The sequence below is a fragment of the Pantoea phyllosphaerae genome (assembly GCF_051025595.1).
Taxonomy (GTDB): Bacteria; Pseudomonadota; Gammaproteobacteria; order Enterobacterales; family Enterobacteriaceae; genus Pantoea.
On sequence record NZ_JBPFDE010000012.1, the window covers coordinates 1 to 23,799 of the forward strand.

A 23,799-nucleotide genomic window follows, 5' to 3' on the forward strand; every position below is an offset into this window, starting at 1 on the left:
GGGGCCGCCCACAGGCGGCCCCTTTTCTCTGTTTTCAGCGCCGTTATTTGGTCAGGCGAGCGGTCATATGCACCTGGTTGCCTGCGTAGGCTTCGGTGATGCTGTAACCGGTGCCAGCCAGTTTAGCCTGCGCGGCGATCTGCGCTTCGGCACCGTCCAGCGTGGAGGCGGTAGCGGTAACCGTTTGGGCAAAGCTGGCAGAAGAAAGCAGGGCGAAAAGGGCAACAGCAACGAAATTTTTGATGGTTTTCATGGTCGATTCCTCAGAGATATTTTTAAGTTATGAGGCGTTCTGCCTCGATGGAATGGATAATAGAGATTCCATCGGAAGGTGAAAATCCCTGTTTGTTGCTGGATAAAGTCAAAAAATTTGATGATTAAAAATTATGCAGAAAGCCTCTTGAAAATTTTCCCGGAAACTCTATAACTGTCACTGAACAGGCGAGACGCCTGTTTCCCCGATGAGCTTTTGAATGAACGACTAATTCAGGAGGTTATCACTATGGCTTCACGTACTTTCCCCGTATTTCCTTTACTCAGCGACGCCCTGTTTTCCGATCGCTTCAGCCGCATTGACCGCCTCTTTAGCCAGCTGACCGGCGATACGCCCGTTGCCGTCACGCCCCCTTACAACCTCAGGCAGCTCGACGATGAGCGCTATGCGCTTACCCTGAGCGTGCCCGGCTGGAAAGAGAGCGAGCTGGAGATCGAAGTCGCGGGCGGCCGCCTGACGGTGACCGGCCGGAAAGAGGCGCGCGCCGAAAGCGAGGCGAACGCGGACGGCGATCGCAGCGACGGCGGCTGGCTGCACCGCGGCATCAGCCGCACCGATTTCCGCCTCAGCTACAGCGTGCCGGAGCATATGAAAGTGACCGAGGCGCGACTGCAGGATGGGCTGCTCAGCGTCGGTCTGCATCTGGCGATCCCGGAAAGCGAAAAACCGCGCCGCATACCCATTGCGCACCATACAGCAGGCGTGATTGAACATCAGGCGTAAGCGCAGCCTGACCGTACCGGGGAGGGCGCCGGTTGCGTCGCCCTCCGCTATGCATCTATCTGGAGAGCAGGAGGTGTGTCATGAACCGCATTATCGTGCCGGCAGACAGGCAGCTTTACCCGTCCGTCGCGGATGAGAGCGTGATGGCGGTCAGGATGAAGCTGGGCAATTCGCGGCTGCAGGTCAATTATCAGCGCGTGCCGGGCGGCATCATGCCGGTGGTGGCCGCTGATTTTTTCAATGAGAAAGGCAAACTCTACACGCTGCACTACCATCTGCCTCCCGATACGCCAGAGCGAACCGATCGCCGCATTTCGCTGCTGATGCGGCTGATTGAAAAAGAGGTGGGCCAGGCACCAGTGGCGGCAGCCTGCTGAGACCGGCCTTGCGCGGTTTTACCTGACAGCGAAACAGGGGGAGAAAATGCTGACCGCCTTACTGGTCAATGCGTCCTTTACGTCGACGCTTCTGGTTATGACGGCGTTTGCGCTGAAAGATATCGATAAGTGACAGCGTGTTATGCGCCGGTTTAAAGCCGCTCCGCATTAACGCGGGGCGGCTTTTGTCGGGGCGGAAAACGCCTTAACGCACGCCAGCGTGCTTTTAGTTGTGCTCAGGGCCTTTTCCCTGCGAGGGTGAATGAAAAAAGCCGTTATTCAGGCGCCACCAGATAGCGTGCGACCGGCATCTGTTCGCCCTGATGGAAGGCATAAACGCGGTTCTCGATTTTCTTATCGTTCATGGTGTAGCGCTCAAGCTGACGCAGATGCTCCATCCAGGATCCCACCACAAAGGTTTCGACGAAGATGCCCGGCTGAAGAATGTCTTCATAGACCGCCCAGTTGATGGCGCCGCCGCGACGGCGCACGCGCCTCATATCCTGCATACAGACCGTAAAGGCGTGAGCGTCCCCCTGGCGGATCTGGTACTCGTAGCTGACGCGCACCGGACCGCGGTCGTGATGGATCGCCAGCGTCGGGACCGGCTCGGCGATCTCGCTGACGTCGAGATTGAGGTCGGGATCCTGATCAAGCCGCCAGCGCAGGACCGTCAGGCAGGCCAGCGCCATGCCCAGGGTGGCGACGCAGAGCGAAACCGGGATGCCGTAGCGCGACGCCAGCTGTCCCCAGATGGCGCTGCCCACGGTCATTGAGCCGAAGAACACGGTGAGATAGACCGCCAGCGCGCGCGCTTTCACCCAGCGTGCCGCGCTGCGCTGCGCGCCCAGGTTAAGCGTTGAGAGCACGGCAATCCAGGCGAAGCCGGTGAAGAACTCAAAAGCGTTCAGCAGCCAGAAGTGGCGCACAAAGGCGAGCGCCAGCATGGTGGCGGCGAACATCAGGCTCGCCAGCACCATCAGCCGATCGGGGTTGAAGCGTTTACGCAGCCGCGGCAGCAGCACCGCGCCGCTGATGGCGCCCACGCCGATAAAGGCCAGCATAATGCCGTAGCCGCCTGGACCCAGCCCCAGCTCGCGGCGTGCCACCAGCGGCAGCAGCGCCCAGCCGGCGCTGCCGAATACGAAGAAGGCGACGGTGCGCACCAGCACGTTGCGCAGCACGGGCGCAGCGTGCACGTAGCGCAGACCGGCGCGCACCGCTGAAAAGAAGTGTTCCGGCGGCAGCCGCTGTACGCTGGGCGCCTCTTTCCAGCGATAGAGCACCCACGCCACGCCGAGCACCGAGAGGGCGTTGAGCATAAAGACCACCCACGGCCCGGCGAATGAGAGGATCAGGCCGCCAAGCGCCGGACCGATGGCGCGGCTGATGTTGATGCCGAGCGAATTCAGCGCGATGGCCGGCCCCAGCTCATTTTTGCTGACCAGATCCGGCACGATCGCCTGGAACGGCGGCGAGCTCATCGCCGCCCCGGTACTCATCAGGAAGGCGGCAATCAGCAGCACCAGCGGCGTGACGTGCCCGGTGAAGGAGAGCAGCGTCAGACCGGCGGCGGCGATAAAGACCCACAGCTGCGAGAACAGCAGGTATTTACGCCGATCGATAATATCGGCCAGCACGCCGGAGGGCAGCGCGAACAGGAACATCGGCAGGCTGCTTGCCGCCTGCACCAGCGCCACGCTCAGCGGATCGGCGCTCAGCGTCAGCATGGTCCAGTTAACGCCGACGTCGTTCATCCAGGATCCGATGTTGGAGACCACCGTGGCGATCCACAGCATGCGGAACAGCGGCTGACGCAGCGGCTGCCAGGGCGATGCGGCCGTCGCTGCGGGCGCCGTCGCTTCGCCCTGAGCGACGTTATGAATATCGTTAACCTGCGCCATAGCGAACCTCTCTGCGCGTGCCGGCGCCGAGGCGCCACTGGCCTGGGCCGGTAATCGCCAGGGTAGTAAAGATAATCAGCAGCAGCCAGCCGAACTGGCCTTCGGCGATGCTCCAGCCGGGATGGACAAACAGCATCGCTACCAGCAACACGCCGATAATCGGCAGGCAGGCGAGGCGGGTGAACACGCCGATCAGAATAAATAACGGGCAGATGACTTCGGCAAAAATCGCCGGCAATAAGCTCATCCAGGGACCGAGGCCGAAAGGATCCTCGATACGCGTCAGTTCTTCGCTGAAGTGAAACACCTTCGGCAGCCCGTGTACGTAAAGCAGCAGCAGGCAGCCGGTGAGGCGCAGGAAGAACAGCCCCGCGTTAATGCGAGGCGGCTGAGAAAAGGAGGTCGTCATGATGATCAGAACGCGAAGCAGCTGCAGCCAAGCGCGCCCCAGAAGGCGTTCTCCTCGGACACCGGCAGATTAGCGCCGCGCGCCACGTCATGGGCGTGGCTGTGCACGCCGCACGGGCCGCTGCACTGGTGCGGCATCTGCTGCATCCCCACGCGGGTGGCTGCGGTCGGCGGCGCGCTGCGGTAGTGACCTGGCACCTTGACCACCGGCGACCACTCAGGCAGCACCGGAATCGAGGGCGGCGCCTCGCTGCTGAAGGATCCGGCGGCGTAAACGATGTTGCCGTCCACCAGCGTCAGCACCGACTCGATACCTTTGATCTCCTCTTCCGGCACGCTGAAATAGTCTTTGCTCAGCACCACCATATCCGCCAGCTGGCCCGTTTTGATCTGGCCCTTTTTGCCCTGCTCGCTGGAGAACCAGGCGCTGCCCTGGGTCCACAGCATCAGCGCGGTGTCGCGATCGAGGCGTGCGTTGACGTCATACATCTGCATGCCGCCGACGGTGCGGCCGGAAACCAGCCAGTAGAGCGCGGTCCAGGGGTTATAGCTGGCGACGCGCGTGGCGTCGGTGCCCAGTCCCACCGGCACGCCGGTCTCCAGCATGCGCGCGACCGGCGGCGTGTGGCGGGTCGCTTCGATGCCGTAGCGCTCGGCGAAGTATTCGCCCTGGAACGCCATACGGTGCTGCACCGCGATGCCGCCGCCCAGCGCTTTGATGCGGTCGATATTGCGCTGGGTAACGGTTTCGGCATGGTCAAAGAACCAGTGCAGGCCGTTAAAAGGAATGTCGCGGTTAACTTTTTCAAAGACGTCGAGCATGCGGCTGATCGACTCGTCGTAGGTGGCGTGCAGGCGGAACGGCCAGCGGTGCTCGACCAGATGACGCACCACGCGCTCCAGCTCATCCTCCATGCCCGGTGCCAGATCGGGGCGCGGCTCAAGGAAATCTTCGAAGTCGGCGGCAGAGAAGACCAGCATCTCGCCTGCGCCGTTGTGGCGGAAGTAGTCGCTGCCCTGGCCCGGCGTCAGCATATCGGTCCACTTTTCAAAATCTTCCAGCTCATGTCCGGGGCGCTGGGTAAAGAGGTTATAGGCGATGCGGATCGTCATCTGCTTCTTCTCATGCAGCTCGGCGATCACTTCATAATCTTCCGGGTAGTTCTGGAAGCCGCCGCCGGCGTCGATGGCGCTGGTGAGGCCAAGACGGTTCAGCTCGCGCATAAACTGGCGGGTGGAGTTGACCTGCTGCTCCAGCGGCAGCTTCGGGCCTTTCGCCAGCGTGGCGTAGAGGATCATGGCGTTAGGACGCGCAATCAGCATGCCGGTCGGGTTGCCGTTGCTGTCGCGCTGGATCTCGCCGCCCGGCGGGTTCGGCGTATCTTTGGTATAGCCCACGACTTTGAGCGCGGCGCGGTTGAGCAGGGCGCGGTCATAGAGGTGCAGCACGAATACCGGGGTATCGGGCGCGGCCTCGTTGATTTCGTCCAGCGTCGGCATGCGGCGCTCGGCGAACTGAAATTCGGTCCAGCCGCCCACCACGCGTACCCACTGCGGCGTCGGCGTGCGCAGCGCCTGCGCTTTCAGCATGCGCAGCGCATCGGCGACCGACGGCACGCCTTCCCAGCGCAGCTCCAGGTTGTAGTTCAGGCCGCCGCGGATCAGGTGCAGGTGCGAATCGTTAAGGCCGGGGATCGCGGTATGCCCCTTCAGGTCGATGACTTTGGTGCCTTCGCAGTGGTGCTGCATCACCTCAGCCAGGCTGCCTACTTCCAGAAACTTGCCGTCGCGAATGGCGACGGCATCGGCGATCGGGTTGCCGCGATCGACGGTATGAAATCGCCCATTGGTGAGAATGACATCTGCTTTACCGAGGGTAACCATAGAATCTCCTGAATTGAGTTGTCCGACGCGGCACGGACGGCCGCGGACAGAGCATTGTCCTGCCATAAGCGCAGGCTACTGGGATGGCGGGATTATGATCGGGTGGGCTGGAAAGCGTCTAGTTATACAAAAGGATAGGTATACCGGGGTATAGGTATACGTTCGTATAGTTATACCTAGAGATAATAGTTTGAAAAAAAAAAGCTTCCTACACTGCGCTCAGACAGTGACCCACCGGTTGAGCGACGTGATGCCATCGGGGTAGCAGGGAGACTGTCCATTTACGCCGTTACTCTTTCCACGGTACTTAGCAATATAACCTCAATGGGCAAAGACATGACCAATCGCAAACTTGAAGTACTGACGCCGCAAAACTGCCAGATCATCTTTATCGACCAGCAGCCGCAGATGGCGTTTGGCGTTCAGTCAATCGATCGTCAGGTGCTGAAAAACAACGTTGTGGCGCTGGCGAAAGCGGCAAAAGTCTTCAACATCCCGACGGTACTGACCACCGTTGAGACGGAAAGCTTCTCTGGCAACACCTTCCCGGAGCTGCTGGATGTCTTCCCTGGCCAGGACATTCTTGAGCGTACCTCTATGAACTCCTGGGACGATCAGAAAGTGCGCGACGCGCTGGCGGCAAACGGCAAGAAAAAAGTTGTCGTGTCCGGTCTGTGGACCGAAGTGTGCAACAACACCTTCGCGCTGTGCGCCATGCTGGAAGGCGATTATGAGATTTATATGGTGGCCGACGCGTCAGGCGGCACCACGAAAGAAGCGCACGACTACGCGATGCAGCGCATGATCCAGGCTGGCGTGATCCCGGTCACCTGGCAGCAGGTGATGCTGGAGTGGCAGCGCGACTGGGCGCATAAAGAGACCTATAACGCCGTTATGGATATCGCGAAAGAGCATTCCGGCGCCTACGGCATCGGCGTTGATTATGCTTACACTATGGTGCACAAAGCGCCTTCTCGCCAGAAGAGCGAACACCGCACGCTGGCCCCGGTGCCTGCGAACGTTCGTTAATCTCTCCAGCGGGCCGTTCCTTCATTGGGCCGGCCCGCCATGCTAAGAAGGAGAACCTGTGAGCCCTTTATTGATCTCGCTGGGGGCGGGTGTACTCATCGGCCTGGTTTACGCGCTGCTTAAAGTCCAGTCGCCAGCGCCGCCAGCCGTGGCGCTGGTGGGGCTGCTCGGCATGATCGTCGGCAGCACCCTGGGCGGGCAGCTGTTTCACCACGACGCCACCGCGCAGGTTCCGGCAGCGGCGCAGTCGCAGGTCGTCGCTGAAGCTCACCCGACGGCGCATTTATCCATCGCCAGTCACGCAGGCTAATTATGCTGAAAACTTATTCTGTCTCGCTGGCGGTCGGCATTCTGGCCGGGCTGATTTATGCCGCGCTGGGCGTGAACTCGCCCGCGCCGCCGATTATTGCGCTGCTGGGTCTGTTCGGCATGCAGGTGGGCGAACATCTGATTCCGCTGGCGAAAAGCGTCATCAAGCGCGAGCCGGTAAAGCTGCGCTGGTTTCGCCATGAGTATCACCATAAAATCGGTGACACGCCCCCGCCCTCAGGTGACAAAGCCTCCTAAGGAAGCGCCTCTCGCAGGCCTGAGTTTCATTTAAGGAAAACAGCATGCAGCTGTCGCAGCGCATTGTCGTCGTCGATGATGAACGTTCTGTCCGCAATGGTCTGACCAACCTGCTCCAGTCTGAAGGTTATCTCACCCAGGCTTTCGAGTCGGCAGAATCGCTTCTCTGTGATGAAGCAGCGATGGCGAATGCCGCGCTTTTTATCATTGATGTGCAACTGAAAGGCATGAATGGTTTCGAGCTTTTCATCAATCTGACCCGGCGGCTGATGAACCCGCCGGGCATTATCATTTCCGGCAACGGCGATGACAGCATGCTGCGGTATGCCATTAACCTTGGCGCGGTCGCCTTTTTGCCAAAGCCTATCGAAATTGATACGTTGTTTGAACATATCCGTCAGGCGTTCTCCTCAAGGGCTACCCGCCAATGAGCATACATCCGCAGGCATTAGAGAGAGCAGAAACCGATTGCGTCGCGCTTTCAGACGATATCTCTTTTACTCCCCTGGCGCAGGAGGGCAATGTCGACTGGCTGCTGTGTCGGCATGGGGTCACCGGCGAAACCTTCGTGCTGGCGACCGCAGGCACGGAAGCGTCGCTTTTTCAGGTGACGCAGCTGCTGAAAAATGAGTACGCGCTGCGCGCGCGCCTCTCCGATCACTGGGCGCTAAAGCCCCTGAGCCACACCCTTTATCAGGGACAATATGCCCTGATTTACCGGCCGTTCAACTATCGTACGCTGGCGGATGTTTTATGTACGCCCCCTGGCACCCTGCCTGAATTTCTCGCCAGCGCCGCGATGCTTTGCAGCGCCCTGAGCCTGATGCATCAGCAGGGCCTGGTGCATGGCGATATCAAACCGGCGAACTTTTTCTATACCGAGGATGGACGAGTTCTGCTGGGCGGCTTCGGCCTTTCGTCGATCGACAGCGATCTGCTGCAGCAGCCGGGTCTGCCGGTGGCGGGCGGCACGCTCGCCTATATGTCGCCCGAGCATACCTCCCGCTCGGCGCATCCCGTCAGCCGCGTCAGCGATTTGTACAGCCTGGGCATCGTGCTGTATGAGCTGCTCACCGGCAGGCTGCCCTACGGCAGTGCCGAGGGTGGCCACGCGGAATGGGTGCACCACCATATCGCGTCGGAAGCGCTGCCGCCGCATCTGATACGCCAGGAGATCCCGATGGTTCTCTCCTCCGTCATCCTGCGGCTGCTGGCAAAATCGCCGGAATACCGTTACCAGACGGCGGAAGGGGTGCTGGCCGATCTGCGGCGCTGCGCGGCGACCCTGATGCCGGATGGCATGATCGCCTCCTTTGCCCTCGGCATGCAGGACGCTCAGACCGCAAATTTATCGCCCGACGCGCTCTGCGCCGATCATCCCCAGGCGACCGATATTCTGGCGGCGTTTGACGAGGTCAGCAAAAGCGGCAAGCACAGTCTGGTGGCGATTGGCGGCGTGCCGGGCGCGGGCAAATCCTCGCTGATCGCCTCGTCGATTAAGCTGTTGCGTAACAAAAAAGCGCTGATGACGGTAGTAAAGGCAGATCGCCACTCCCCCGTGTTGCCCTACGCGGTTTTTACCGCCGCCTTCAGGACGCTGACGCTGCACGTGCTCGGCCTGCCCACTGAGGAGATGGCGCGCTGGAAGTCGCATATCGCCTGCCTGCTGGGCGAGTATGCCGGTCTGGCGGTTAACCTGGTGCCGGAGCTGGGCATTCTACTCAATCAGAAAGCGGCCGTGCACGCCCACACGCACGCGCAGGACGCCAGAAATCGCTTTAACCTGGCAGCCTGCAACCTGGTGAAAGCCTTCACCGCGCCCGGCCGTCCGCTGGTTATTCTGATCGACGATGTGCACTGGGCCGATCGCGCCACGCTGCAGCTGCTGCAAAACCTGCTGGCGCTAAGCGACGATATCCCGCTGCTGCTGGTGATCGCCTATCTCGACAGCGTTTCGCTGCCCTGTCCGACGATTGACGACAACCTGAAGCGCATCCGCGCCTGCGCGGCGCGCATTACCGATATCACGCCGGAACCTTTCAGCGAAAAAAACATTGCGAGCTGGCTGGCAGGGCTGTTCCATACCCGCAGCGGCGAAACGGCGGAGCTGGCGCAGGTTATTCACGAAAAGACCGCCGGCAATCCCCTCGCCACCCACGACTTTATTCGCCAGGCGCTGCGCGACGGCCTGATCACCCACAATGCGCCCTTCCGCTGGGCCTATGATGCGCAGGCGCTGAGAAACTGCCACTATGCGGCCAACGTTGCCGCCAGCGTGCTGCAGCACCTCTCCACTTTGCCGCTGCCGACCCGCCATCTGTTGGGCAAGTTCGCCTCGCTGGGCAGTGCAGGGGAGCTGGAGACCATGAGCCGCATCCTCGGTGTAGCCGTGGCAGAGATCGAACAGACGCTGCTGCCGGCGGCGACGGCAAAGCTGATCGCGCTGAGCGGCAAAGAGTACGCGTTTATGCATGACAGCATGCATGAGGCGGCGCTCGATCTGCTGGAGCCGACCGACAAGGACGCCTTTCACTATCTGGCCGCGCTGCACTATATGCATCTGTCGGATCTTGAGGTGACCAACGCCGTGCTGTTCAGGGCCGCGCATCATCTGCTGTCGATCAGAAATGGCGGGCTGCTGGCGCACGACGCGCAAACCTTCTGCCAGCTGATGCTGAAGGCGAGCCGCCGGGCGAAAGATACCGGCGATTACGTTTCGGCGCTGCGCTACCTGCAGACTGCGCGCCTGCTCAACAGCAGCGTAGGCAGCGACGACCAGAGCGAGTTTCTGCTGGAGGAGGCCGAATGCGAATTCCTCAACGGCAACCTCTCGGTGGCGCTGGCGTTATGCTCGGAAATCGCGGCCTCGCCCGGTGAAATTACGGAGAAAGCCGAAGCAGCCTGTTTGATCGCTGAAATTCATATGCGCCAGTCGGACAGTAAACTGGCGCTGGAAACCGCGCTCGCCTGGCTGGCGGTGTTTGGCATTCAGCTCAACCGCTATCCGGACCGCCTGGAGTGCGACAGGGCGCGTATCGAGCTTAAAGAGGCGGTCGGCAAAAATCCCTACGCGCGCTTTCGCGCGCTGCCGCTGCTCAGCTGCAAAAAAACCGAAGCGATCATGAATCTGATGGCGAGCGCCAGCACCTTTGCCGCGTTCAGCAACCCGCGCCTGCACTTTATGATCCTGTGCAAGCTGCTGCATCTGTCGATGGCGCGCGGGCTGAGCGGCGCATCGACCCTGGCGCTCTCCTGGTATGGCGTGGTGTGCGGCGATCAGTATGATGAGTACAGCCGAGGCTTCGCCAGCACGCTGCTGGCGCGCGAGCTGGCCTATAAGCACGACTTCGTCAGCTTTAAAGCGCGCACGCTGCTGCCGCTTGACCAGGTCAGCATCTGGACGATGCCGCTCTCCTATGCGATCGAGCGCGCGAAGGCCGCCTTCGACGTGGGGGTCGAAACCGGCGACCGCACCTCGGCCTGCCTGGCGCTGCGTCATATCGTTATGAACTATCTTGCCCGCGGCGATCATCTGGAGGCGGTCCATACTTCTATTACGCGCGGCATGCTGTTTGTCCGCAAGGCGCAGTACCGCGACGTAGAGATGATCCTCGGCATGCAGCTGGACTATGTGCTCTTTCTGCGCAAGCCGCGCGGAAGCGAATTCTCAGGGCAGGATTTTCTGCCGCCGGTGCTGGACGCGGTCAGGCCGGAACAGGCGGTGGAGCCGATGTACCTGATCCAGTTCTGGTCGCGGCTTTATAAAGGCATGGCGCACTTTTTTGCGGCGGAATATGCCTGCGCGGCGCGCTACTTTGCCGACGCGGCGCCCTTTACCGATCATATTCCTGGCCATGTGCACATGCTGGATTTTCATCTCTACAGCGCGCTGGCAATCACCGTTCCGCTCACGCCGGGTCCTCTTAGCGGTCCGCTGCGCCTGCAGCTGCAGCAGCATCTCGACAAGATCGTGACCTGGGCGAACGAAAATACCAACACCTTCGCCGACAAAGAGGCGCTGCTGCGCGCCGAGCTGCTGCGCCTTGACGGCGAAGCCGGGCAGGCAGCCGAACAGTTTGAGCGCGCCATCACCCTGTCGCGTGAAGGGCAGTTTCATCATATCAACGGGCTGGCGTGCGAACTGGCGGCGCGTATGGCCTATGCGCGCAACATGGCGTTCGCGGGCGACGCCTATATTAAAGGCGCAATCTCCGCCTGGGATCGCTGGGGGGCGGGCGCAAAGGTACGCCAGCTGGAAATGCGCTATCCCTCCCTCGCCGGGCATCATACGCAAACCGCCCTGAGCACCGTCTCCTTCGAGCAGAGCGCGCTGATCAGCGATCTGCAAAGCATGGTGACCGTGATGCGCGCCCTGACCGAGGAGATTAATCTGGATCGCCTGATTCATATTCTGATGATGATGCTGGTCGAGCGGGCGGGCGCGCAGCACTGCATGCTGATCCGGCTGACCGACGGCAATATCCCGGAAATCCAGGCGCGCGCCTCTACCACCGTCGAAGGCGTCAAGGTGCGTATTGTGTGCGAGCTGCCGACCGCAACCGATCTGCCGCTGTCGATCTTATCGGCGGTGATCCGCACCGGGCAGGAGATCCGCACCGGCAAACCGGAGGTGTTTAGCCCCTTCAGCCAGGATAACTATCTGGTGGCGTCGGGCGCGGCGGTCATGTGCGTGCCAATGTTCAGGCAGGCGCAAATGGTCGGCGTGCTCTATCTTGAGAACCGGCTGATGCCCGACGTCTTTACCGCCGATCATTCGCGGATTGTGTCGATGCTCGGAGCGCAGGCCGCCGTTTCGCTCGAAACCGCGCGCCTCTATGCCGAACTGGTCGACGAGAACAATCAGCGCCGTAAAATTGAGAAGCAGCTGCGCGCCAGTCAGACCTCGCTGATGCTGGGCGAAAAAATAAGCCATACCGGCACCTGGCACTGGCACCTTGAGCCGGACATTCAGTACATCTCCGACGAATATAAGCGCATCATGGGGCTGCCAGAAACCCAGACCACCACCTCGATGGCGGAGTTTCAGAGCCGCGTGCACCCGGACGATATCGTGTCGCTGCGCGAGCTGATTGAAACCAGCGTCGAGAAGGGTGTGGTGATGCAGGCGGAGTTTCGCATCATTCGGGACGACGGCGAATGCCGCTACATCAAGGGTATTGGCGAGCCGAACGATAACTGGCCTGAGGTGGCGGAGTATTTTGGCACCCTGACCGATATCACCACGCAGCGGCAGTCTGAAGATGCGGTGAGGATCGCCCAGGCGGAACTGGCCCGCGTCGCGCGCGCCACCACGGTGGGCCAGCTCACCTCGTCTATCGCCCATGAGATCAACCAGCCGCTGATGTCGATCGTTGCTAACGCCGGCGCCGGTCTGAGATGGCTGAAGCGTGAACCGGCGCAGCTTAACAACGCCAGACAGAGTATTGAGGAGATTATTCGCGAAGGCCAGCGCGCGGGCGATATTATTCGCGGGCTTCAGGCGCTGACCCGCAATCAGGTGATGGCGTTCGCCCCGGCAAGGCTGCATCATATCGCGCGAGATATCTTAAACCTGTCGCGTCTTGAGCTGGAGCGACAATTCGTTTCGCTTGAGCTGGATCTTGCCGCTAAGAATGACGTGGTTTTTTGCGAGAGCGTGCAGATTCAGCAGGTGCTCCTCAACCTGGTGATCAATGCCATCGACGCGATGACGGATAACCCAGGCATGCGCCTCCTGCGCATCTCCTCATCGCATCCGCAGGAGGAGCTTATCCGTATCTCGGTGGCCGACAACGGCTCGGGTCTGGCGGAGGAGGTAATAGGAAAAGTGTTCGATTCGTTCTATACCACCAAGGCGGAAGGGATGGGAATGGGGCTGACCATCAGCAACGAAATCATCAGGCGTCACGGCGGCGAGCTACAGGCCGAGAACCGTCCGGAAGGCGGGTGCCTGTTCTGGTTCACGCTGCCCGTGGAGCGCACCGCTAGGTGATGAAAACGCTCCCGCCGGATCGGCGGGAGCGCGCTGCCGCATACCGCTCAACAGGGCAGGCGCGACTAGCTTTCGTTCAGGATGGCCAGCTTCTCCGCCGCCCTGACCAGATCAGACACGGTTCGGACCTCCATTTTTTCCATGACCCTGCGCTTATGCACCTTCGCCGTGATTTCGCTGATCCCCATCTCTGCGGCAATCTGTTTGTTGAGCAGGCCGCGCACCACGTACTGCATTAACTCTCTCTCTCGCGGGGTCAGCGACGAGTAGCGCATGGTAATGGCGCGTTTTTCCTGCGACGCCGCCGCGCTTTTCTCCGACAGCGCCAGCGCTTCCGCCACCACCCTCAGCAACTCATCGGGCATCACGGGCTTGGTAAGAAATTCAAAGGCGCCCGCCTTCATCGCCCTGACGGTAATGGGGATGGTGCCATAGCCGGTAAGAAAGATGGTGGGAATCGAATAACCACGCTCCGTCAGATGCTGCGAAACGTCGAAGCCGTCAAATCCGGGCATATTCAGATCGACAATCAGGCAGCTGGGGGTAAGGTAATCTGCCTGAGTGAGAAAATCAGACGGAGAGAGGAATGGTGAAACCTGGTACCCTTCGGAGCCAAGGAGATTCTGCAGCGCGCCAATGACCGATTCTTCATCATCAACGATATAAACTGTTTTATCCATAAATACTCATTCTGACGCTTATGCGTTCTGATTTTGCAGGCGATTTAATATAGCCTGAAATAAGCGCTATTGAAATCATCAATTCTTATGGGTAAAGCCGTTTATTTAACGCCGCGCTTTATTCTTTAAGACGTTTAGCATAGTCGTCTATATATCAGCCCAATTAATCCAGCTCGCCGCAGTGCCATCGCGGCGCATTTACAGACTTTTCCTGTTGCAGAAGTGCACGCCCTTCTTAGCCTGTTTATTCAGCGGGTCTGGCGCGGCGGCGCATAGCGATCAGGAACAGTGCGACCAGCGCCAGCACCAAAGCGTTTTTAAGATAATTCACCGGTTCTTCCTCCATTACGGCGCGCGGAGGCGCATCGTTTATAAATATATAATCATCATTGTCACCCTGCGACAGGTTGCAGCCGATACTACGCCACCTCTATACGGGTTAACATCGACATATCCTGTTCTAATAAATCAAAAAAGTTGAATAAGGCCTGTATGCGTAAAACCGGTCAGGCGATTTGCTGGCGGACAGGGTGAAACAGAACGCCTTAACCCACCTTAAATCAGTAGCAAAACGGTTTTTGTACACGACGCAATTTCGTTCTCAGTCAGTAGGAAACGCAGAGACACGCCTTAAATACAGCGTTTTATGGGGCGGTAATAGCCCATTTGCTTTGTTTGTCTTGCGTATCGTTCTGGCAATTATCCTTTAGTATACCTATCTGTTGGTATAACTATCCCTTTGTATAACTTTCTCTTCCTGCCGCGACCCCGGATAATTGTCGCCATATATTGTTCAGACGTTAGCTCTGTTGCAAAAAACAGGGATTTTAAAATCAGGTAAAGATGTTTTTAATGAATGCATCCACGATATTCAGGCTGAAGAGCGGTTCAGCTGGCGACTCCTCACCGGCTACAGGTTTATATTGTTATTTCGCGGGGGTTGTGCAGGAAATAGCAGCTTCCCATAAGAGGAATAAATGAAAGTAAAATATCTGACGATGGCAGATCGCATTTTAAAGGCTGACGGGCTGAGCATTACCACGCCGGAATATAAGCACTCAATTCCCGGCGTCTGAAAAACGCGCCGGACTGGCTGTTGCGCGTCTCGCCTCAGCCCATCGCCGGTAAACCGGGGCTGATTCAGTCCGCCTCGCCAGGCAAGCCAGGTGGCGTGCGCGCGCAGCATTAAAAAGCAGCCGGGTTTGGCTGCCGCTTGCGGGTTACAGCAAGCGGCTCTGGGTATTCACTCTCTGCATAAGGTCTGACTATGTTACAAACGGCAGCGCTTCATCCTTCAGTGAAACCTCGGATTTATCGCCAGAGCTTTAGCGACGTCCTGCCCCGACTTGATCTTGCAATAAGTCAGAGCCGGGTGGTGCTGAACCTGCATATTCCCGCCACTCTCCCGGAGGGAAAAGCGCGCCGGATCGATGGCGGGGCAGGGGCGCCATTACGATCCCGCGACCGCGCGGTGTTTGCGGTGATTGAGGAGATGATTGCGTGGATTGAAATCCATCTGGAGGAGACGCTCTCTGTAAAACGCATCTGCAGCAGGAGCGGCTACTCAATCTGGCATTTTCAACGCAAGTTCGCCCAGCTCACCGGCCTGAATATCTACACCTACGTTCGCGTGCGCCGCGTGATCAACGCCAGCTGGACGCTGAGGCATACCAACCGGTCGATTCTGGATATTGCCGTTGAAAATGGCTTCAACTGTCAGGCCTCATTTACCCGCACCGTCAGAAATCTCACCGGCTATACGCCAGGGAGAATACGGCGGGAGTTTGTGGATGATGAAGAGCAATGGCTGCGGGTGATGAAAAAATTGATTACGCCTTCAGCGGCGTGCGGCTAATTAATCTTCTGGCGACGGCATCCAGTGACGCGCTCATCAGCAATGGCGATGAAAACAGAAGCCGTGCCTTATTTCTGGCGGCGGGCAGTTTCCCGACGGCTGGGCGGCTGCTGTACGGCCGGGTGAATATGTGCGGCGCAGGTCGGCAATCGCCTCGGGGAAAATAAAACTGCATCTGGTTTGATGCCGCAATATACCCCGCCGCGTGCGGGTTTTTCGCCTATCTGAAGCTCCACTGCACGCTGATCACAAACACCGAGGGAAAGATAATCCCGCTTTCAACGCCGAAGTAATCTGTGAAGTTGTACTGAACCGCATGGTAGATATAGGGCGCGAAGCCGACGCCGGTGGCGTTTTTAAAGGAGTGATAAACGCCCTCGTCTCCGCAGTGGCTAAAGGCGTCCGCAAAAAATTCGCCGGTATAGCCGTAAACGCCTTTAAATGCCCATCCCTGTTCAGCGACCCAGTCCCTGCGTACCCCCAGCGCGATGCAGCGATGTCCATAGCTATTTTTCAGCGTGCCGGCCAGCAGGCTGTAGGGCGAGTCGTCGGAAAATCGCCTTTCGGCGGAAAAGAACTGATTATCAAACTTCTCGGTGTAGAGACCGTGGTTGCCGATAATATGGTAAACAAAAGATCCGGTATTAATGGAGTAAAGGTTAATTTCGCTGGCGTTTACCGCCGCAGGCATAGCCGCCGACAGCAGCCATAACAGAAATAACAATCGGGCAGACACGGTTTGCCACCTCGCTAAAAACAGTTTGTCAGAGTATAGGCGGCGGTTGCTGCGACGCGCACTCACCTTTTCGCCCGTCAGGCGGGCTACGTTTTACGCCCGTTAACTTAAACCACCGCTTAACGGGTGGCTCGCCGCTCGGTCAATCCTGAAGAGAAAACCGCATAAGCGGGGAGGGTGGCCAGCAGCCTCAGCGCGGCATCCAGACGGGGCACTCTTTTGCTCTTCAGCCGCCGTGCCATTTTGCACCTGAAGCACCGCGATGGGAAAGGAGACGCTTTTACGATCCACTTCAAAAATATCAGTAAATCCTCTGGCTGAACGGCAAATATCAGTTGCCTGTTGAGCACGCTTCTCGAATGATGAGTAGAACGTTCTAGTAGAACGTTCTACTCCTTATAACAGCACCTAAAAAGTGTCATTCAGAGTCCTAAATCGGGGAAAGCAGCATGAGCCTGTTCTCAGGATTGATAAAGTCATTATCTAAACTATCGATGATTGGCCGCGCGCTGATGCTGCCTATCTCGCTGTTGCCAGCCGCTGGCCTGCTGCTGGCATTCGGCGACAAATTCCATCTGCCGCTGATGATGAACGCCGGCGGCGTTATCTTCGATAACCTGCCGATGCTGTTCGCCATCGGCTCCGCCGTTGGGCTGGCGTCTGAGTCAGGCATTGCGGCGCTCTCCGCCGCCGTCTCGGTTTTTATTACCAATATCACTATCGGCACGGTGATGGGGATTACCCCGGAGATGGCGTCGCAAGGGGGGAAATATGCCATGGTGGTCGGCATTCCCACACTGCAAATGGGGGTGTTTGGCGGCCTGCTCTGCGGCATTCTCGCCGCCTGGTGTTATAACCGCTTTCACACGCTGCAGCTGCCTGAGTTCCTCGGCTTCTTTTCCGGCAAGCGCTTCGTCGCTATCGCCACGGCCTGCTTATCCTTTCTGATGGGGCTGCTGCTGCCCTCTGTCTGGCAGCATATCCAGTCGGGCATCGATGCGCTTTCGGTCGTAGTGAACGGCGATAATCAGGCGGCCTCTACCTTTATTTTCGGTTTAGTGGAGCGCGCGTTGATTCCGCTCGGGCTTCATCATATCTGGTACCCCTCTTTCTGGTATTCGTTCGGCGATTACACCACGCACGCCGGCCAGGTGATCCACGGCGATCAGACAATCTGGTTTAAGATGCTGGAAGAGGGCGTTAAATCCTTTAGCAGCGACTCCTATCAGAACGCCGGTAAGTTTATGCAGGGCGAGTTCCCGCTGATGCTCTTTGCATTGCCTGCCGCCTGCCTGGCGATGTATCACGAAGCGCAAACGGCCAATAAAAAAATCGCCGCTGGTATCCTCTTCTCCGCCGCGCTCACCTGCTTCCTGACGGGGATAACCGAACCGGTTGAGTTCACCTTTATTTTTGTCGCGCCGATCCTCTACGTGTTTAACGCCATCATGGCAGGCCTCGCCTACATGATGATGTATCTGATGCATGCGCATATCGCTAAATCTTTTTCCGCTGGCTTTATCGACTATCTCTCATTCGGCATTCTGCCCTCGTTTAACGGCTACCAGACCAACTTCCTCAACGCCGTTATTATCGGCGTGCCGATGGGGCTGATTTACTACTTTACTTTCCGCTATGTTATCCGGCGCTTTGATGTTAAAACGCCGGGCCGCGCCCTTGTGACGGCCAACATCAACGATAAATCGGATAACGAGATCGCGACCGAAATTATCGGCTTGCTTGGCGGGGCGCAAAATATCAATACTGTCGGATCCTGCATCACCCGTTTGCGGCTGGAGGTGGTGAAAAGCGAGCTGGTCGATAAGGATGGCCTTAACGGCGTCGGCGCGCGCGGCGTGGTCTTTGTCGGAGAGACGGGCATTCAGGTTATTTTCGGCGCCCGCGCGCAGTTTATCGCGCGGACGATGTCGACCATGATGGCCAGATAGCAGGCAGCGGCTCTCTCCGGCTTCGGCGGGAGCACGCTGGAATAATGGATCGGATTGATATCAGGAGCAGGTTTGAAAAAAGTCAGCATCATCGATGTGGCTAAAGAGGCTGGCGTATCGGTCTCGACCGTTTCGCTGGTTTTACGGCAGAAAGGCAAAATTTCCGATGCGACGATTGAAAAAGTTCAGGCCGCTATCCAGCGGCTGGGTTACGTGCATAACGTCGCTGCCGCCAACCTGCGCGCCAGCACCTCTAACCTGATAGGGCTTATCCTCTGCGACTTCAGCGACAGCTATACCGTTAAAGTCATGGCGAGCGTGGTTAAGGAGCTTGAGAGAAAGGGATTTATGCTTTTTCTCGGGCAGCCGCACGATGATGAGGCGAGCCTGGAACGCTGCCTGCTTTCGTTCAAGCAGCAGGGCGTCGCGGGCATTATCTACCTGACGTCCGATACCGTTAATCCCACCGTGCCGGAGGGGCTGCGACGCTGCCCCTTGCCGTTCGTGGTGGTCTCCCAGACGCTAATCAGCGAAACGTGCAACCTGGTGATGCGCGACAATCGGCAGGCGGCGGCGCTGGCGACGCGCTATCTGCTGGAGCGCGGCCATCGTAATATCGGTTATATCGGCGGTGAGGCGGATTCGCTGCTGCGCACGCAGCGGCTACAGGGGCTGCGGGCCAGCCTGATGCAACACGGTATTGTGCCAAAGGAGGAGTTTGCACCAGCCTGCAGCGACGATACCTCTGCGGCGAGCCAGGCAACGCGCCACCTGCTGGAAAAAAACAACACCCTCACCGCGTTGCTCTGTCATTCGTCGACGGCGCTGATTGGCTGCCTTAACGGCATTCAGCAGGTCGGGCGCACGCTGGGCAAGGATCTCTTCCTGACGCAGCAGGTCGCTCTGGTTGGCTTTGAGGATATGCTACAGGTCAATCTTACCTCTCCCTCCTTAACCTACGTCTCATCCGCGAGCGAGGAAACCGGACGGCAGGCGGTAGAGCTGATCGTCAGCAGCATCAGGGATCCTGGCTTGCCTGCGCAGCGCATCTTGCTGAGCGGCGAACTTGTCGTACGCGAATCCGCATAGTGCCGTTGCGCTGGTTCTCCTCATCGTTGCCGTCAGCCTGAGCCGCTTCCCCGCAGCCGCTAGAAACTTACGCCTCGGGAAGATAGCCGGATGCCCCTTCCACAAGGTTACCTGACGGTTATTTTACACTCAGCTCCGCGGCGACTTCTGCGGCCAGCTATATAGCGGTTATTTCAGATGTTCTTTAATCCCGCAGGCAGCCTGGCTAAGCGCGACGCGTACGGCAGGCACATCACTCAGCGCGTTCAGCAGGCCATAATCATGGATCAGGCCGTTATAGCGGGTGACCGTTACGTCAACGCCAGCGGCATCAAGCTTGCGGCCATACGCCTCACCTTCATCGCGCAGCACATCAAGTTCGGCAGTCTGGATCAGCGTTGGCGGCAGTCCCTTCAGCTGCTCGGGAGTGGCGCGCAGCGGCGAAGCCAGAATGTTGTTGCGATCGCTTTCTTTGGTGGTGTAGGCATCCCAGAACCACTTCATCATGTTACGAGAGAGGAAATACCCGTTTTCATACTGGTTATAAGAGCCGGTATTGAAATGCGCGTCAGTGACAGGCCACAGCATCACCTCATAGCGTATAGCTGGCGCTTTATGCTGTTTAGCCTGAAGGGCTACGGCCGCAACCATATTGCCGCCAACGCTGTTGCCGACCAGCGCCATACGCTTGCCATCAACGCCAATCTCTTTTCCGTGTTCTGCTACCCAGCGGGTCGCTGCATAAGCCTGATGAATTGCCACCGGGAAATGCGCTTCCGGCGATGGGGTGTAGTTCACTAAAACGGCCGCCGCGCCGGACTCACTGACAAGGTCACGCACGAGGCGCTCGTGCGTCGCAAAATCGCCCAGGATCCAGCCGCCGCCATGGAAGAACATAAACACGGGCAGGGTGCCCTGCGCGTTATGCGGCTTCACGATGTTGAGTTTGATTGTCCCGCCATCGACGTTAATCGTTTTTTCGGTGACGTCAGCGGCGGGCAGTTTCGCGCCTTTCTGAGCATTGATCAGCACCTGACGTGCATCCTGCGGAGAGAGCTGCTCAATCGGCTTGCCGCCCGCGCCGTTCAGCGCCTTCAGGAATGCCTGCACGTGACGCTCTGGTTGAGATGCATCGGCAAAGCTGTTGGCTGAGACGGCCGCCATTGTGGCAGTCAGCAACAGGGATTTAAGCTTCATAACAGGGTCCTTTTAATATCGTGCTATTACATAGCGCACTATTCATGTGGAGGCTTCATTGCCCGGGCAAGTATGCGCACCGGCAAAACGGAAAGGGTTTCCCCGCCACAACCCGCTTATTTTTTTACATTGGCTGGTTGAGAAAAGGCCCGGCTAAAACAGCGGTCGCGGGCCTTACGCGGGTGAGCGACCTACAAACCCAGATCGGACAGGCTCGGGTGGTCGTCCGGACGGCGACCCAGTGGCCAGAAGAACTTGCGATCGCTCTCTTTGATGGGCATGTCGTTAATACAGGCGAAGCGACGCTTCATCAGGCCATCGGCCTCAAATTCCCAGTTCTCGTTACCGTAAGAGCGGAACCAGTTGCCAGAGTCGTCGTGCCATTCATAAGCATAACGGACCGCGATGCGGTTACCGCCGAACGCCCACAGTTCTTTGATCAGGCGATACTCATGTTCCTTTTTCCACTTGCGGTCCAGGAAGACCTGGGCTTCTTCGCGGTTATTAGCGAACTCAGCACGGTTACGCCATTTGGTATCCAGCGAGTAAGCCAGTGAGACTTTGGCAGCATCGCGGCTGTTCCAGCCATCTTCAGCCAGGCGCACTTTCTCAATTGCCGTTTCCAGAGTGAAAGGAGGCAGCGGTGGACGTACTTGTGAATCGGTCATAGTAAGACTCCTGTAAATTTCGTTTTGGGTAAAAATTGTTTTGGTTGTGCAGGCCCCGGCGAGGGCCCCGTTACAGCAAAACCGTTGCAATCCCTGAGGTTTCGACAGAAAAGCCCACGCTGCTGGCGTTAATGCCGTTCTCAGTTCTGGTCAGTAACGGCCCTGCAGATGCCGGAATGCTTTGCCGGTATCGCCGCGTGTCCTGTCTGTGGCCTAAAGGTAGAACGATCGTTCTACATCGTCAACAATTTTTTCCGACAAAGTATTCTGAGGGCTGCCGTTACGTGGTAAAAAATTCACTTAATTACTTGTTTTGAAGGGATTAAAAACCAGCTAAGTTTGTTCGTAATTATCTTCAATGCCGGGCAATCACTCAGCATATAACCCTGTTATACCGCGTGGAGCAAAATACAAAGCCGCGGGGTAAACCGGATTACTCGAGCCAAAGTGAAGGCTTAACAATTTTTTCGATAGCGTTTTTATTTATCACAAATGGCGTTAAGCCCTCCAGAAAGCGCGAGCGCTAAACGGGCTTTGAATAAGCCAGTTTTGCAGGAAAACTTAGCGAAACTTTATACGGATTCTGCCTTTGGTATGTTCTTATACGAATTCTGCTTTCTGACGATTGAATTTTGCAGAGTCTATACACCGTGAGTTAAAGTAGGATAAAAGAGCGGCGGCCTGATGCCTCAGATGTCGAGGCCCGTCATAAAATTTTCTGTTATCATCTTCTTTGCAGGTTATTAAGTGGCGCATAGGTATGCAGATTTATTGAGGGATATTTGTATGAGAAATAATAAAGCCACCTTCGCTTTTCACACCGGACAGATTTCTCTCGTGGTAAAGCAAGCTCTGTCACAGTGCTGATTGACTGAACGTTATGTACGAATCTACTGCTGAAAAAAGAGGGTTAGCAGAAAATTATTTATACTTTTCATTGGCATACAGTTATTAGTGTGTGAATGCCGTAAATGTCGCCTCTTCATCTTTTTATTTATAAAAGTATAAAGTGAACTGCCGGGATTCTTTTAGGGTTTTCCCATGGCATTTTTTTGCTGTCGATTTAACAGGTGGATAACGACTGCCAGAAGCCTGCATGGTCGTATCATGGTCACCCTCAGTTTGTCATAATATTGATGCGCTACGCCGTTAGCTATCTCAGCTGGCGTGTTTTTTAACGTCAGTTTTCGCCTCCGACGACGTTCTGAGGCAGGGGCGAATTTTAATTTTCTGTCGGGAAATTGATGTCTGCTTATTATTTGTTTTTTAGATTTGAAGTTGACGCTTTCCGTCGCGGCTATAAAAAAAATTTTCAATGATGACTTATGAGGAAATACTCTTTCAGAAGTTGCTACGTATTCTGCGGAAAGGTCAAAGCTGACGAGGGATGCCACTGATATGCACATCAAGATACGCGTTGTAAGAGACAACCGCATGGTAGAAACGCGTCACGTGGAGGGTGATCATATAGGGCTGCAGGAATTCCGGTTCAGCGTGCAACCTGCCGGCAAGATCCCCGGGCATTGCGCCCGGGTTAAAAATAGCTTGCGACGTTTACTTCGCGTGTAAGGCCTGTTCCAGCATCATTTTCGCAATGTCCCGCGCCTTATCTGCGGCACTCCAGTCGCCCATCACGTATGACGTTGTGATTGCGCCCTCTAGCAGAATCAACAGCTGACTTGCCAGAAGCTCCGGCTCCTCGACGCCCAGCTGGCCGGACACTTCAAGAATGTAATCCAGCAGCTTTTGCTTGTGCATCTTCGCTATTCGCCGGACAGGATCTTCAGGATCGCCAACCTCCCCGGCAGTGTTGATAAACGCGCAACCCCTGAACCCGTCGGACTCAAACCAGCCTTTCAGAACGGTGAACATGTTCAGAATACGATCCTGAGGCGTCTCGCCTTTATCAGACTCTCTCCTGAACCATTGCATCCACCGTTCGTCGCGCTCAGTGAGTGCGGCCGACGCCACGTCCTCCTTGTTCGCGAAATGGCGATAAATACTCTTCCTGGCGACGCCTGAGGTCTTAACCAGAAGGTCCATGCCCATTGCGTGGATCCCGTTCTGGTAGATAAGCTGCTCGGCAGTTTGCAGGATTTTTTCCCGTGTATTCGTTGTTTTCTTGTTCATGCGCTAAAGGTAGAACCCACGTTCTACTCAGTCAATGGTTTTTAAAAAAGAATACACAAAATAATGAGGTTCAGCCCTGACGCGAACCGTGAGAGATTTCACAGCCAGGCAGTAAATTAAAGTTTCTAGCGAATTTGACGCGGGGAGGGCCCTAATTTTTCTCAGTCCACACCGTGCCTTTCCGCAGACCGAAGTGATTGGTGATATCGCAGACGCCGTCTGCCGGATCGGCAACGCGCTGAACGGTATCGCACAGCGCCTGGTGGCCGATATTCGTCGTGCCATGCCGTTCCAGGGCATTGTAGCCCTGGACAATGCTCGACAACGCCCTGGCAACCATGGGGGCGGTTCTGCCGTC

Annotated in this window: 20 protein-coding genes; 10 read left to right on the forward strand and 10 right to left on the reverse strand. The window is 57.3% G+C overall.

Going from position 1 to position 23,799, the window contains the following annotated elements; translation table 11 throughout:
• Positions 1-43: 43 nt before the first annotated feature.
• Positions 44-253 carry a DUF1471 domain-containing protein gene (locus ACR6A7_RS15635; protein ID WP_434125912.1) on the reverse strand — a complete coding sequence of 70 codons (210 nt, stop codon included), beginning with the start codon at positions 251-253 and terminating at the stop codon, positions 44-46.
• Between the two features lie 249 nt (positions 254-502).
• Here ACR6A7_RS15635 and ACR6A7_RS15640 point away from each other — a divergent pair, with 249 nt between their 5' ends.
• Together ACR6A7_RS15640 and ACR6A7_RS15645 are read left to right on the forward strand one after the other, a co-directional pair.
• Positions 503-997 (forward strand): Hsp20 family protein, encoded by a 495-nt coding sequence (locus tag ACR6A7_RS15640; RefSeq protein WP_434125913.1) that lies wholly within the window; start codon positions 503-505, stop codon positions 995-997.
• Between the two features lie 80 nt (positions 998-1,077).
• Positions 1,078-1,374 (forward strand): hypothetical protein, encoded by a 297-nt coding sequence (locus ACR6A7_RS15645; RefSeq protein WP_434125914.1) that lies wholly within the window; start codon positions 1,078-1,080, stop codon positions 1,372-1,374.
• A gap of 275 nt (positions 1,375-1,649) precedes the next feature.
• On the opposite strand, the gene ACR6A7_RS15650 is transcribed toward ACR6A7_RS15645, so the two are convergent.
• From ACR6A7_RS15650 to ACR6A7_RS15660, 3 genes are read right to left on the reverse strand one after another with little or no spacing between them, the layout of a single operon-like run.
• Positions 1,650-3,278: an MFS transporter gene (locus ACR6A7_RS15650; RefSeq protein WP_434125915.1), complete on the reverse strand. Its 1,629-nt coding sequence runs from the start codon at positions 3,276-3,278 to the stop codon at positions 1,650-1,652.
• Positions 3,265-3,687, reverse strand: a complete 423-nt coding sequence (locus ACR6A7_RS15655) for a DoxX family protein (protein WP_434125917.1) — start codon at positions 3,685-3,687, stop codon at positions 3,265-3,267. The genes ACR6A7_RS15650 and ACR6A7_RS15655 overlap by 14 nt, the downstream gene beginning before the upstream one ends.
• Before the next feature lie 5 nt (positions 3,688-3,692).
• A complete protein-coding gene (locus ACR6A7_RS15660) occupies positions 3,693-5,570 on the reverse strand; it encodes an amidohydrolase (protein ID WP_434125919.1) in 1,878 nt (625 codons plus the stop codon).
• 336 nt (positions 5,571-5,906) lie between these two features.
• Between ACR6A7_RS15660 and ACR6A7_RS15665 the strand changes: the two genes are divergently transcribed.
• The 5 genes from ACR6A7_RS15665 to ACR6A7_RS15685 are packed head-to-tail and all read left to right on the forward strand — an operon-like array spanning position 5,907 to position 13,158.
• The gene (locus ACR6A7_RS15665; RefSeq protein WP_033755763.1) at positions 5,907-6,599 is read left to right on the forward strand and encodes a hydrolase; all 693 of its coding nucleotides are present in this window, start codon (positions 5,907-5,909) and stop codon (positions 6,597-6,599) included.
• Positions 6,600-6,657: 58 nt separating this feature from the next.
• Entirely contained in the window at positions 6,658-6,909 is a 252-nt protein-coding gene (locus ACR6A7_RS15670) for a DUF1427 family protein (RefSeq protein ID WP_434125920.1), read from the forward strand.
• A gap of 2 nt (positions 6,910-6,911) precedes the next feature.
• Positions 6,912-7,166 carry a DUF1427 family protein gene (locus tag ACR6A7_RS15675; RefSeq protein WP_312058407.1) on the forward strand — a complete coding sequence of 85 codons (255 nt, stop codon included), beginning with the start codon at positions 6,912-6,914 and terminating at the stop codon, positions 7,164-7,166.
• 44 nt (positions 7,167-7,210) lie between these two features.
• On the forward strand, positions 7,211-7,597 hold the full coding sequence (locus tag ACR6A7_RS15680) for a response regulator (protein WP_434125921.1): 387 nt from the start codon (positions 7,211-7,213) through the stop codon (positions 7,595-7,597).
• Positions 7,594-13,158: a trifunctional serine/threonine-protein kinase/ATP-binding protein/sensor histidine kinase gene (locus tag ACR6A7_RS15685; protein ID WP_434125922.1), complete on the forward strand. Its 5,565-nt coding sequence runs from the start codon at positions 7,594-7,596 to the stop codon at positions 13,156-13,158. Before ACR6A7_RS15680 ends, ACR6A7_RS15685 begins: the two co-directional genes overlap by 4 nt.
• A gap of 65 nt (positions 13,159-13,223) precedes the next feature.
• On the opposite strand, the gene ACR6A7_RS15690 is transcribed toward ACR6A7_RS15685, so the two are convergent.
• Complete coding sequence (locus ACR6A7_RS15690; RefSeq protein ID WP_434125924.1) at positions 13,224-13,838, reverse strand: response regulator transcription factor; 615 nt, start codon at positions 13,836-13,838, stop codon at positions 13,224-13,226.
• 1,267 nt (positions 13,839-15,105) lie between these two features.
• Here ACR6A7_RS15690 and ACR6A7_RS15695 point away from each other — a divergent pair.
• Positions 15,106-15,693, forward strand: a complete 588-nt coding sequence (locus ACR6A7_RS15695) for a helix-turn-helix domain-containing protein (protein ID WP_434125926.1) — start codon at positions 15,106-15,108, stop codon at positions 15,691-15,693.
• Positions 15,694-15,913: 220 nt separating this feature from the next.
• Here the strand turns inward: ACR6A7_RS15695 and ACR6A7_RS15700 are convergent, their stop codons facing one another.
• Positions 15,914-16,384, reverse strand: a complete 471-nt coding sequence (locus tag ACR6A7_RS15700; protein ID WP_434126077.1) for a hypothetical protein — start codon at positions 16,382-16,384, stop codon at positions 15,914-15,916.
• Between the two features lie 494 nt (positions 16,385-16,878).
• On the opposite strand from ACR6A7_RS15700, the gene ACR6A7_RS15705 reads away from it, so the two are divergent.
• Complete coding sequence (locus ACR6A7_RS15705) at positions 16,879-18,378, forward strand: PTS transporter subunit EIIC (protein ID WP_434125928.1); 1,500 nt, start codon at positions 16,879-16,881, stop codon at positions 18,376-18,378.
• Positions 18,379-18,450: 72 nt separating this feature from the next.
• Positions 18,451-19,467, forward strand: a complete 1,017-nt coding sequence (locus tag ACR6A7_RS15710) for a LacI family DNA-binding transcriptional regulator (RefSeq protein WP_434125930.1) — start codon at positions 18,451-18,453, stop codon at positions 19,465-19,467.
• A 168-nt stretch (positions 19,468-19,635) separates the two neighbouring features.
• Here ACR6A7_RS15710 and ACR6A7_RS15715 read toward each other — a convergent pair whose 3' ends face one another.
• The 4 genes from ACR6A7_RS15715 to ACR6A7_RS15730 all read right to left on the reverse strand — a co-directional run bounded on the left by ACR6A7_RS15715 (position 19,636) and on the right by ACR6A7_RS15730 (position 23,766).
• Positions 19,636-20,643: an alpha/beta hydrolase gene (locus ACR6A7_RS15715; RefSeq protein ID WP_434125931.1), complete on the reverse strand. Its 1,008-nt coding sequence runs from the start codon at positions 20,641-20,643 to the stop codon at positions 19,636-19,638.
• Between the two features lie 191 nt (positions 20,644-20,834).
• Entirely contained in the window at positions 20,835-21,311 is a 477-nt protein-coding gene (locus ACR6A7_RS15720) for a nuclear transport factor 2 family protein (protein ID WP_434125933.1), read from the reverse strand.
• Between the two features lie 1,554 nt (positions 21,312-22,865).
• The gene (locus tag ACR6A7_RS15725; RefSeq protein ID WP_434125934.1) at positions 22,866-23,441 is read right to left on the reverse strand and encodes a TetR/AcrR family transcriptional regulator; all 576 of its coding nucleotides are present in this window, start codon (positions 23,439-23,441) and stop codon (positions 22,866-22,868) included.
• A gap of 151 nt (positions 23,442-23,592) precedes the next feature.
• The gene (locus ACR6A7_RS15730) at positions 23,593-23,766 is read right to left on the reverse strand and encodes a hypothetical protein (protein ID WP_434125935.1); all 174 of its coding nucleotides are present in this window, start codon (positions 23,764-23,766) and stop codon (positions 23,593-23,595) included.
• Positions 23,767-23,799: the final 33 nt, after the last annotated feature.